Source organism: Pseudonocardia sp. DSM 110487 (assembly GCF_019468565.1).
Taxonomy (GTDB): domain Bacteria; phylum Actinomycetota; class Actinomycetes; order Mycobacteriales; family Pseudonocardiaceae; genus Pseudonocardia.
In genome coordinates this window covers 2,075,401-2,086,965 of the sequence record NZ_CP080521.1, presented here as the reverse complement: position 1 = coordinate 2,086,965, position 11,565 = coordinate 2,075,401, and the positions used below count along the sequence as shown (strand labels likewise).

General features: G+C 72.1%; 11 protein-coding genes. 6 read left to right on the top strand and 5 right to left on the bottom strand.

From position 1 onward, the window contains the following. Positions 1–6 precede the first annotated feature (6 nt). From K1T35_RS09510 to K1T35_RS09495, 4 genes are read right to left on the bottom strand one after another with little or no spacing between them, the layout of a single operon-like run. Complete coding sequence (locus tag K1T35_RS09510; protein ID WP_220259794.1) at positions 7–615, bottom strand: potassium-transporting ATPase subunit C; 609 nt, start codon at positions 613–615, stop codon at positions 7–9. A gap of 2 nt (positions 616–617) precedes the next feature. Continuing rightward, positions 618–2,693, bottom strand: a complete 2,076-nt coding sequence (gene kdpB, locus K1T35_RS09505) for a potassium-transporting ATPase subunit KdpB (RefSeq protein WP_220259793.1) — start codon at positions 2,691–2,693, stop codon at positions 618–620. After that, positions 2,690–4,354 (bottom strand): potassium-transporting ATPase subunit KdpA, encoded by a 1,665-nt coding sequence (gene kdpA / locus K1T35_RS09500; RefSeq protein ID WP_220259792.1) that lies wholly within the window; start codon positions 4,352–4,354, stop codon positions 2,690–2,692. The genes kdpB and kdpA overlap by 4 nt, the downstream gene beginning before the upstream one ends. 16 nt (positions 4,355–4,370) lie before the next feature. Next, positions 4,371–4,460 carry a potassium-transporting ATPase subunit F gene (locus tag K1T35_RS09495; RefSeq protein ID WP_220259791.1) on the bottom strand — a complete coding sequence of 30 codons (90 nt, stop codon included), beginning with the start codon at positions 4,458–4,460 and terminating at the stop codon, positions 4,371–4,373. A 343-nt stretch (positions 4,461–4,803) separates the two neighbouring features. Here K1T35_RS09495 and K1T35_RS09490 point away from each other — a divergent pair, with 343 nt between their 5' ends. The 6 genes from K1T35_RS09490 to K1T35_RS09465 all read left to right on the top strand — a co-directional run bounded on the left by K1T35_RS09490 (position 4,804) and on the right by K1T35_RS09465 (position 10,746). Further along, positions 4,804–5,004, top strand: coding sequence for a ferredoxin (locus tag K1T35_RS09490; protein WP_220259790.1), 201 nt, complete (start codon positions 4,804–4,806; stop codon positions 5,002–5,004). Continuing rightward, positions 5,001–6,185, top strand: coding sequence for an NAD(P)/FAD-dependent oxidoreductase (locus tag K1T35_RS09485; protein WP_220259789.1), 1,185 nt, complete (start codon positions 5,001–5,003; stop codon positions 6,183–6,185). Before K1T35_RS09490 ends, K1T35_RS09485 begins: the two co-directional genes overlap by 4 nt. 17 nt (positions 6,186–6,202) lie before the next feature. After that, entirely contained in the window at positions 6,203–7,402 is a 1,200-nt protein-coding gene (locus tag K1T35_RS09480) for a cytochrome P450 (protein ID WP_220259788.1), read from the top strand. Between the two features lie 133 nt (positions 7,403–7,535). Beyond that, positions 7,536–8,798, top strand: a complete 1,263-nt coding sequence (locus tag K1T35_RS09475; protein WP_220259787.1) for an NAD(P)/FAD-dependent oxidoreductase — start codon at positions 7,536–7,538, stop codon at positions 8,796–8,798. Next, positions 8,795–9,880: a cupin domain-containing protein gene (locus K1T35_RS09470; RefSeq protein WP_220259786.1), complete on the top strand. Its 1,086-nt coding sequence runs from the start codon at positions 8,795–8,797 to the stop codon at positions 9,878–9,880. Before K1T35_RS09475 ends, K1T35_RS09470 begins: the two co-directional genes overlap by 4 nt. Next, positions 9,877–10,746, top strand: a complete 870-nt coding sequence (locus K1T35_RS09465) for a fumarylacetoacetate hydrolase family protein (protein ID WP_220259785.1) — start codon at positions 9,877–9,879, stop codon at positions 10,744–10,746. The genes K1T35_RS09470 and K1T35_RS09465 overlap by 4 nt, the downstream gene beginning before the upstream one ends. Here the strand turns inward: K1T35_RS09465 and K1T35_RS48755 are convergent. Continuing rightward, positions 10,709–11,455 (bottom strand): MFS transporter, encoded by a 747-nt coding sequence (locus K1T35_RS48755; RefSeq protein WP_255621730.1) that lies wholly within the window; start codon positions 11,453–11,455, stop codon positions 10,709–10,711. The genes K1T35_RS09465 and K1T35_RS48755 overlap by 38 nt on opposite strands. Positions 11,456–11,565: the final 110 nt, after the last annotated feature.

The following is an 11,565-nucleotide window of genomic DNA, read 5'->3' as shown; positions in this document are numbered from 1 at the left end:
TTCTCTCTACCGCGCGATGGCGAGGTTCAGCTCGGTGACGTTCACGCCGTCGGCACCGAAGATCCCCAGCACCGCGTGCTGTGTGCTCCCCGCGACCAGCTGCCGCACCTCCTCCTCGCCGAGGCCCGTCACGCGGGCCACCCGAGGCACCTGCAGCTCCGCGTACTCCGGGGAGATGTGCGGGTCGACGCCGGACGCCGAAGCCGTGACGGCGTCGGCCGGCACCTGGTCGGGGTCCACGTCCTCTCGTTCCGCGATCACGGTGCGCCGCTGCTCGACGGCCGCGACGAGGTCCTCGTCGAAGCCTCCCTTGTTCGACCCGCCGGACGTGGAGGGGTCGCCGGGGCCGAGCACGTCCTCAGCGGACGCCGACGGCCGGGTGTGGAAGTACGGGTCGTTCGCCGGGTCCGCGGCCACGGGGTCGATCCCGATCAGCGTCGACCCGACCGGCGTGCCGTCGGCGCTGTAGATGATCGAGCCCTCCGCCCGCGACGAGAGGCCGGGCACGTGTGCCACGGCCCATACGGCCAGTGGGTAGGCGAGGCCGAGTACGACGGTCGCCACGAGGAGCATCCGCAGCGCGGCGCCCATCTGGCGGTTGAGCATGGTCAACATCTTCAGATCCCGGGGATGAGTCGGACGAGCAGGTCGATGAGGAAGATCCCGACGAAGGGCGTGACCACGCCGCCCACGCCGTAGATCAGCAGGTTGCGCCGCAGCAGCTGGGCCGCGGTCGACGGGCGGTAGCGCACGCCGCGCAGCGCGAGGGGGATCAGCGCGACGATGATCAGCGCGTTGAACACCACCGCGGACAGGATCGCCGACTCCGGTGTGGCCAGCCGCATGATGTTGAGCGTCCCGAGCTGCGGGTAGAGGACCGCGAACATCGCCGGCAGGATCGCGAAGTACTTCGCGAGGTCGTTCGCGATGCTGAACGTGGTCAGCGCACCCCGCGTGATCAGCAGCTGCTTGCCGATCTCGACGATGTCGATGAGCTTGGTCGGGTCCGAGTCGAGGTCGACCATGTTCCCGGCTTCCTTGGCCGCGGCGGTTCCGGTGTTCATCGCGACGCCCACGTCGGCCTGGGCGAGCGCCGGCGCGTCGTTGGTGCCGTCACCGGTCATGGCGACCAGGCGCCCGCCCTCCTGCTCCTTGCGGATCAGGGCCATCTTGTCCTCGGGCGTGGCCTCTGCGAGGTGGTCGTCCACCCCCGCCTCTTCCGCGATCGCGCGTGCCGTCAACGGGTTGTCCCCGGTGATCATCACGGTGCGGATGCCCATGGCCCGCAGCTCGGCGAACCGCTCGCGCATCCCCGGCTTGACCACGTCGGACAGCTGGATCACGCCGAGCACCCGGGCCACGCCGTTGTCCCGTTCGGCGACGACGAGCGGCGTGCCGCCGTCGGCGCTGATCCGGTCCACGGTCGCGCTGACCTCCGGCGGCAACCCGGCGTCCGTCCACTGCGCGACGGCCGAGCTCGCGCCCTTGCGGACGCTGCGACCGTTCAGGTCGAGCCCGGACATCCGCGTGTGCGCGGTGAACGGGACGAACTCGCCGGCCACCTCCTCCTCCGGGGGCAGGTCGTGATCCTGCGCGCACAGCTCGACGATGCTGCGCCCCTCGGGGGTCTCGTCAGCGAGGCTCGACAACCGGGCCGCCGCCGCGAGATCCGCCGCGGTCGTGCCGGGGGCCGGATGCAGCGCCGTGGCGCGCCGGTTGCCGAACGTGATCGTGCCGGTCTTGTCGAGCAGCAGGGTGTCGACGTCCCCCGCGGCCTCAACGGCCCGTCCCGAGGTGGCGAGCACGTTGCGCTGGACGAGCCGGTCCATGCCGGCGATGCCGATCGCCGACAGCAGCGCGCCGATCGTGGTCGGGATCAGGCACACCAGCAGCGCGGTCAGCACGATCAACGACTGCTGGGCGCCGGAGTAGCCGGCCATCGGCTGCAGCGCCACGACCGCGAGCAGGAAGATGATCGTCAGCGTCGACAGCAGGATCGTCAGCGCGATCTCGTTGGGGGTCTTCTGCCGCTCCGCACCCTCGACGAGCGCGATCATGCGGTCCACGAAGGACTCGCCCGGCGCGGTGGTGATCTGCACGACGATCCGGTCGGACAGCACGGTGGTGCCGCCGGTCACCGAGGACCGGTCGCCACCCGACTCGCGGATCACCGGGGCCGACTCGCCGGTGATGGCCGACTCGTCGACGGTGGCGATGCCCTCCACCACGTCGCCGTCACCAGGGATGACCTCGCCTGCCTCCACGACGACCCGGTCGCCGATGCGCAGCGTCGGAGCCGGGACGTGTTCCTCGGTCCCGTCGGGCAGGAGCCTGCGGGCGACCGTCTCGGTCCGCGTGCGGCGCAGGCTCTCGGCCTGCGCCTTGCCGCGACCCTCGGCCACGGCCTCCGAGAGGTTGGCGAACAGCACGGTGAGCCACAGCCAGATGGCGATCAGCCACGCGAACACGCTCGGTTGCGCGATCGCGAGCTCGGTGACGAGCACCGATCCGACCCAGACGACGAACATCACCGGGTTGCGCAGCTGCGTGCGGGGGTCGAGCTTTCGCAAGGCGTCCGGCACCGCCTGCCAGAGCTGGCGCGGGGAGAACGCGCCGGCGGTGACGGTGCGGCCGGTGCGCTGCGCGTGCAGCTCGCGGCGCTCGACGATCGAGCGTTCTTCTATGACGGTCATGCCAAGGCCTCCGCAATGGGCCCGAGGGCCAGAGCAGGGAAGAAGGTGAGGGCGGCGACGAGGACGACCGTGCCGCCGACGAGCACGCCGAAGAGCGGCCCGTTCGTGGGGAGCGTTCCGGCGCCGGGCGCCACGCGCTTCTGCGCAGCGAGCGAGCCGGCCAGCGCGAGCACCGCCAAGATCGGCACGAACCGGCCGAACAGCATCGCGAGCCCGAGGGTGGACTGGAAGAAGGGGCTCGTCACGGTCAGCCCGGCGAAGGCGCTGCCGTTGTTGTTGCCGGCCGAGGCGTAGGCGTAGAACACCTCGGATAGCCCGTGCGCGCCGCTGTTGGCCAGGGCGGACTCGAGCTCGCCCGGCTGGGCGAGCGCGGCCCCCGTGCCGAGCAGGACGACGGTGGGCATCGCGAGGATCGCGATCGCGGCCGCCGTCACCTGCGCGCGGCCGAGCTTCTTGCCCAGGTATTCCGGCGTGCGCCCGACCATGAGGCCGGCGAGGAACACGGCGATGACCGCGAGCACGAGGATCCCGTACAGGCCCGCACCGACCCCGCCCGGCGCGACCTCGCCGAGCAGCATGTTCAGCAGGACGACGCCGCCGCCGAGGCCGGTGTAACTGTCGTGCAGCGAGTTCACCGCGCCCGTCGACGTTCCGGTCGTGGAGACGGCGAAGAGCACCGACGAGGGGATCCCGAAGCGGACCTCCTTGCCCTCCAACGCCGACCCCGCCAGCAGTGCGGCCGGGCCGTTCGGGTGCGTCTCCGCCCACCACGCGACGGCGAGCAGGCCGCCCCACAGCACGCCCATCACCGCGAGCAGCACGTGGCCCTGGCGGGTGTCGCGCACCATCACGCCGAACGCGCGGGTGAGGCACACCGGGATCACGAGCAGCAGGAAGATCTCCAGGATGTTGGAGACGCCGTTGGGGTTCTCGAACGGGTGCGCCGAGTTGGCGTTGAAGATCCCGCCGCCGTTCGTGCCGAGTTCCTTGATCGCCTCCTGCGATGCGGTCGGCGCGAGCGCGATCGTGCTCTGCGCCCCGTCCACGCCGGTGACGTCGACTCCCGCCCGCAGGCTCATCGTGACGCCGAGCGCAACCAGAACGATCGCGGCGACGAACGAGAGGGGGAGCAGCACGCGGACGGTGCCGCGGACGAGGTCGACCCAGAAGTTGCCGATCCGGTCGCTCGACGCGCGGACGAACCCGCGCACCAGCGCCGCCGCGACCCCCATGCCGACCGCGGCCGACACGAAGTTCTGCACGGTCAGGCCGGCCATCTGCACCAGGTGACCCATCACCGTCTCGGGCACGTAGGACTGCCAGTTCGTGTTCGTCACGAACGACACCGCGGTGTTGAACGCGATGCCGGGCTCGACGGCCCCGCGGCCGAGGCTCAGCGGGAGCAGTCCCTGCAGCCGTTGCAGCAGGTAGAGCAGCACGATCGACAGGAACGAGAACGCCAGCAGCGCGGCGGCGTACCCGGTCCAGCGCTGCTCGGCGTCGGGGTCGACGCCGACCACCCGGTAGACGGCCTTCTCGACCCGCCAGTGCTTGCCGCTCGTGAAGACAGCCGCGAGGTAGTTCCCGAACGGGATGTACACCACGGCGAGGAGCACGAGGAGAACGCCGAGCTGCAGCAGCCCGGCCGTCGTCACGGACATCAGAAGCGCTCCGTCATCAGAAAAGCTCCGGTCGAACGAGTGCGATGACCAGGTAGACGATCAGCGCGGCCGCGAGCAGCCCGCCGATCACGTTCTCGACGATCACAGGCGCTGCAACCCCCGCACCATCAGGAGCAGCAGGGCGAAGCCGCCGATCAGCAGCAGCGCGTAGGCCAGATCGGCCATTGAAGGTCCTCCTCTGCCGCGACCCGTTCGGTCGCGGCGGCCGCAAGGATGCGACCCCCGATCGGGGGTTTGCCGGCACCTTGACGGCTTCCTAACGCCGATGTGCCGCGGCTCATCCGGGTGTCATCCGGCGGGGTTCGAGCCGGACCGGGACGGGTGAGCAGTTCGTCCGATTTAAATCAGTCGCTTGACTTAGCTCTGCCGAAGCGCTTCACTGAGGGCAGCCCGAGGACGTACCTCGGCGAGGGATCGGAGGCAGGGCCATGAAGGTGGAAGTCGACACGGACAAGTGCTGCGGGGCGGGCACCTGCGTGCTGGTCGCGCCCGACGTGTTCGATCAGGGCGATGACGACGGGATCGTGATCCTGCTCGACGCGGCGCCCGCGCCGGAGCTGCACGCGGCGGTCCGGGAGGCCGCGAGCGTGTGCCCGGCGGCCGCGATCATGCTGAGCGGCGCCGCGTGAGCGTGCCCCGGCACGTGCTCGTGGTCGGAGCCTCCGCGGCCGGGCTGTCGACCGCGGAGGCGCTGCGCCGCAAGGGCTACGCGGGCCGGCTGACCCTGCTGGACGCCGAGAACTACCTGCCCTACGACCGGCCGCCGCTGTCCAAGCAGGTACTGGCCGGGGCCTGGGACCCCGACCGCGCACAGCTGCGCACCCCGGAGGCGCTGGTCGCGCTGGACGCCGAGTTCGTCCTCGCCGACCCCGCCGTCGGCCTCGACGTGGCGTCGCGCACCGTCCACACCTCGTCCGGGCGCGAGCTGTCGGCCGACGCCGTGGTTGTCGCCACCGGGGTGTCCCCGCGCAGGCTTCCCGGTCAGGAGGGGTTGGCCGGGGTGCACGTGCTGCGCACCCTCGACGACGCGGTGGCGCTGCGCGCCGACCTGCTGGCCGCGTCACGGCTGGTCGTGGTCGGCGAGGGTGTGCTCGGCGCCGAGATCGCCGCCACCGCGCGCACGCTCGGCCTCGACGTCACGATCGCCGGGCCGCAGCCGGCGCCCATGGCAGGCCAGATCGGCCCCCTGGTCGGCGGACTGCTGGCCGATCTGCACACCTCACATGGCGTCCACCTGCGACTCGGAACCGGCGTGGCCGGGCTCGTCGGCAAGGACGGGCGGGTCATCGGCGTCCGCCTGGACCGCGGCGCCGTACTGCCGGCCGACCTCGTCGTGGTCGCCATCGGCGCGACCCCGGTCACCGGATGGCTCACCGGCAGCGGCCTGCACCTCGCCGACGGACTGGTGTGCGACTCCCGCTGCCGCGCCGCCGACGGCATCTACGCGGTCGGGGACGTGGCCCGCTTCCACCACGAGGCCCACGCCGCCCTCGTCCGGTTGGAGAACCGCACCAACGCCACCGAGCAGGCCGGCCTCGTCGCCGCCAACATCCTCGGCGCCGACCGTGCCTACACCCCCGTCCCGTACGTCTGGACCGACCAGTTCGACGCCAAGCTCCAGATCCACGGCGTGCTCCCGGCAGGCGCCGAGGTGAGCGTCGTCGAGGGGAACCTCGCCGGCCGCCGCTTCGTCGCCCGCTACGAGCGGAACGGCACCGTCACCGGCGTCCTCGGCTGGAACATGCCCAAGCAGACCCGCCTCCGGCGACAGGACGTCGTCGACGCGCTCCCGGCACCCGCCCTCACCTGATTCCCGGAGGAGAAGAGATGACCACCGAGATTCCCCAGTTCCCCATGACCAGGGCGGCGCGCTGCCCGTTCGACCCGCCGCCGCAGCTGCGCGACCTGCAGGAGGAGGGACCGCTGGTCGAGGTCGGCGTCGACGGCGACCGCACGGCGTGGCTCGTCACTCGCTACGCCGACCAGCGGGCCGTGCTCGCCGACGCGCGGGTGAGCGCCGACCCGGCCACCCCCGGCTACCCGAATGCCGTCGCGGCGGACGGCGGCGGCTCGAAGATCAGCTTCATCCTGATGGACGACCCCGAGCACGCCCGGCTGCGGCGGATGGTGACGGCCTCGTTCACCACGAAGCGCGTGGCGGCGATGCGCCCGGCGATCCAGAAGATCGTCGACGACCTGATCGACGACATGCTCGCCGGGCCGAAGCCCGTCGATCTGATGGAGGCGTTCGCCCTGCCGGTGCCATCGCTCGTGATCTGCGAGCTGCTCGGCGTGCCGTACACCGACCACGACTTCTTCCAGGACAACAGCAAGGTCATCGTCAAGCGGGACGCGACGGCGCAGGAGCGCACAGCGGCCACGGGTGCACTGTTCGGCTACCTGGACCGCCTCGTCGGCGAGAAGCTCGCCCATCCCGGCGACGACGTGCTGTCGGGCTTGGCGCGGCGCGTCGAGGCCGGGGAGCTGACCCGGCAGGACGCCGCCCAGATGGGGATCCTGCTGCTCATCGCCGGGCACGAGACCACCGCGAACATGATCGCTCTCGGCACGCTCGCCCTGCTGCAGCATCCCGACCAGCTCGCCCTCCTCCGCGAGTCCGACGACCCTGCGCTCGTCGCCAACGCCGTCGAGGAACTGCTGCGCTACCTGAACATCACCCACAACGGCCGCCGCCGCGCCGTGCTGGAGGACATCGAGGTCGCGGGCCGCACCATCAAGGCGGGCGAGGGCGTGATCATGCCGAACGACATCGGCAACCGCGACCCCGACGCGTTCCCCGACCCCGACCGCCTCGATCTCACCCGCGAGGCCCGCCACCACGTCGCGTTCGGCTTCGGCGTGCACCAGTGCGTCGGCCAGCCGCTCGCCCGGGTGGAGCTGCAGGTCGTCTACAGCACCCTCTACAAGCGGATCCCCACGCTCGCGCTCGCCACCGGCCTGGACCGGATCCAGTTCAAGCACGACGCCTCGGTCTACGGCGTCCACGAGCTCCCGGTCACCTGGTAGGCGCAGTGGCTTCCCGGTGGTCGAGTAGGGCCGGCGCCCCAGCGCCGGCCCGTATCGAGACCACATGTTCGATATGGCGGAACTCCGGTCGATCCGCTTCTCTGCTGATGGAATTCCCCTCTAGCCTCGGTGCATGAGCTGGCACTCCGCGACCGCCGCGCCGGTGAGCCGGGACCGGCCGATCGCGGTGGTCGGCGCCGGCCCCGTCGGCATGACGGCCGCGGCCGCGCTGGCGGCGGCCGACCTGCCCGTCGTCCTCGTCGAGCTCTCGCCGCGCCCCCAGCCGGACTGGCGGGCGAGCACGTTCCACGCGGCCACGCTGGAACTGCTCGAGACCATCGGGATCACCGGCCGGATGCACGCCGAGGGCCTTGTCGTGCCCACGTACCAGTTCCGCGACCGCCGCGACGGGCTGGTCGCGGAGTTCGACTTCGGGCTGCTCGCCGACGAGACCCGCTTCCCGTACCGGCTGCAGCTCAACCAGCAGCACCTCGTCCGCATGCTCGCCGAGCGCCTCGCCGGTGACGAACGGGTGCGGATGCGGTTCGGCACCCGCCTGACCGGTCTCACGATCGGCCGCGACGGCGTCCGCCTCGCGGTGAGCGGCCCGGACGGGGCCGACGTGATCCACGCGTCGTACGTCATCGGCGCCGACGGGCCGCGCAGCACGGTGCGCTCGGCACTCGGCGTGGCGTTCGACGGGTTCACCTACCCGGAGCGGTTCGCGATCACCAGCACACCGGTGGACCTGCAGGAGCTCGTGCCGGACCTCGGCCACGTCAACTACATCGCCGATCCCCGCGAGTGGCTGTTCATCCTCCGCACGCCCGAGTCGTGGCGGGTGGTGTGGCCCGTGCCCGCGGGCTACTCGGCGGACGAGGCGATCGACCCCGAGCGGCTGCAGCGCAGGCTGCAGGCCGTTGCGCCCTACGCGCCGGGCTACCCGGTGATCGACCACCAGGTCTACGGCGTGCACCAGCGGGTCGCCGCGGCGTTCCGGGTGGGCCCGGTGCTGCTCGCAGGGGACGCCGCCCACATCAACTCCCCGATCGGCGGGGTCGGGCTCAACTCCGGCGTCCACGACGCGATGGACGCCGCGCGCCGCCTCGCCCGCATCGCGACGGAACCGGACGTCGACGTCGAGGCCGAGCTGGCGACGTACGACCGGGTCCGGCGCACGGTGGCGGTGGAGTACGTGCAGGCCGACACCCAGCGCAACACCGACCGGCTGCGCGAGACCGACGACGCCGTGCGGCGCCAGCACCAGAATGAGATGCGAGCGATCGCGGCCGACCCCGAGCGGGCCCGCGCATACATCAGGCGCGTGTCGCTGCTGGAGAGCGTGCGGCGCTTCGGGATCGGCACGCCACCCGTCGAGAGGGAGGAAGTCGGATGACCACTCGAGTGGACACCGAACTGGAGGAGCTCTACCGCGACCTCGACGCCGTCGACCTCCAGCCGCTGTGGACGATCACCGAGCAGCTGCTCACCCCGACCCCGCGGCCGCGGGCGGTGCCGTGGCTGTGGTCGGCCGCCGCGATGAAGCCACTGGCCCGCCGCGCGATCCAGCTGGTGCCGGTGGAGCGCGGTGGCGAACGTCGCGTGCTCAGCCTCCGCAACCCCGGGCTCGACGGCCTGCCCTACGCCGTCGGCACCCTGTGGGGAGCGCTGCAGTGCCTCGGCCCGCGCGAGACCGCGCCCGCCCACCGCCACTCCCCCGGCGCGATCCGGTTCGTGCTGGAGGGCGAGGGCGTCTACACGACCGTCAACGGCGACGCATGCGACATGCACCCCGGCGACCTCGTGCTCACGCCGTCGATGAACTGGCACGACCACGTCAACGGCGGCGACGGGGAGATGTTCTGGTTCGACGGGCTCGACCTGCCGATGGTCGCCGCGCTCGACAGCATTTTCTTCGAGCCCTACCCCGGGCCGGGCGAGAACCAGCCGGAGCCCGCCGAGCACAACGCCTCCGAACGCGCCTACGCCGGCGGCACCCGTTACGCCGACGGCGCCGTGACCGGCGCGCTCAGCCCGGCCCACTCGAAGCTGATGGTGTACCGGTGGGCCGACACCGCCGCGCGGCTCGACCGGCTGGCCGCGGCATCGGACGAGCCGCTGGTATCGGTCGAGTACGCCGACCCGGAGACCGGCGCGAGCGTCATGCCGACGCTCGCGTGCTCGGCGCAGCGGATCCGGGGACGGAGCCTGCCGGTGCGCCGCACCGGGAACGCCGTGCACGTCGTGTTCAGCGGCCACGGATCGTCTGTCATCGAGGGGCAGCGCTTCGACTGGGGTCCGGGGGACATGTTCGCCGTGCCATCGTGGGCGGCCGCCGAGCACGCGGCCGACGAGCCCGCGGAGCTGTTCGTGCTCTCCGACGCGCCCGTGCTGCGCGCGCTCGGCCTCTACCGGGAAGAGGCGCTCCCGGCGCCGCAGACCGTCACCTCCGCGTTCACCCCGCGGGAGACGCCGTGAAGCTCGCCCTCTTCGACGACAACCGGCTCGGCGTCGTCACGGCCGACGAGACGATCGTCGACGTCACCGACGCCCTGCCCGGCCCGCACGACCCCGACCCGCTCACCGCGGGCTGGTGGCGCGGCCTGTGCCGGGACTTCGCGACCCTGTACGGCACGCTCCGCGCGGCGGCCGGGACCGGCCCGCCGCGCCCGCTCGCCGACGTGGTCCTGCGTGCCCCCGTCCTCGGACCGTCGAAGGTGCTGGCCGCGGCGATGAACTACGGCGAGCACGTCACCGAGATGCACGACGTGCAGGAGCGCACGCTCGGCGGCGTCGAGGCCTGGATGATGAACTTCGACGTCTTCCTCAAGGCGCCGTCCTCGATCGTCGGCCCTGGCGCCACGATCACGCTCCCGCCCGACGCCGTGGCCGCGGGCCACGAGGTGCACCACGAGTCCGAGTTGGTCGTCGTGATCGGCAGCGGTGGCAAGGACATCCCGGTCGAGAAGGCCATGGACGCCGTGCTCGGCTTCACCGCGGGGCTGGACATCACCGTGCGCAGCGCGGCCGACCGCTCCCGCCGCAAGAGCTACGACGGCTTCAGCCCGCTCGGCCCGTGGCTCGTCACCACCGACGAGATCGGCGACGGCTCTGATCTCGACATCCGGCTGACCTGCGCAGGCACTGTCCGGCAGGAAGTGAACACCCGGGACATGCTCACGCCGGTGCCGGCGATCGTGGCCTACGCGTCGTCGGTGATGACGCTGCAGCCCGGCGACGTGCTGTTCACCGGCGCCCCGCCCGGCGTCGGGCCGATCGCCCCCGGCGAGCGTCTCGACATGACGATCAGCCGGATCGGGTCGATGTCGGTGACGATCGCCTGAGCGACGACGCGACGACGAACGTGACGCCACCCCACACCGCCGCGCCGAACCCGGCGAGCACGTGCACACCGTGGACGAACGAGTCGGGATTCGCGGTGCTGCCCGCGACGGCGCCGAACATCGCGACGCCGAGCGCGGTGCCGGTCTGCCGCGCGGTGTTGTTGATGCCGCTGGCCAGCCCGGACCGCTCGGCGGGCACGGCCGACATCGCGGCCGTCACCACAGGGGCGGTGAAGAGTCCCGCGCCGATCCCGATCCCGGCGAGGGCCGGAAGGAGCGCCAGGTAGCCGCTCGCAGGTTGGACCAACGCGAACCCAGCGGCACCCAGCGCGGCGACCAGCGCCCCGCCGATTAGCGGCGGGCGGGGACCGAACCGAGCGGCCAGCCGCCCGGCCACCGGCGCGAGGAACGCCAGCGGCACGAACATCGGCAGCAGAGCGACGCCCGCGGCGACCGGCCCCCGGTGCTGGACGCCCTGCAGGAACAGCGTCGTGACGAACAGCAGCCCGTTGACGACGAGGTTCATCGCGCCCGCCGCGACGTTCGGGCCGACGAAGGCCGGCCGGCGCAGCAGGTCGAGCGGGAGCATGGGGGCGCCCGCGTACCGCTCGCGCACCACGAACGCCGCCACGCAGACCACCGCCGCGACAGCGCTCAGGACCGTCAGGGGGCGCAGGCCGTGCTCGCCCGCGTCGATGACGGTGAACACGGGCGGCGGCCAGCCCGAGCGCGGCGAGCACGGTGCCCGGGGTGTCGCAGCGCTGTCCGGGCCGGCCGGCGCCGACGGAGACCAGCCGCGGCACGGCGACCAGCGCCGCG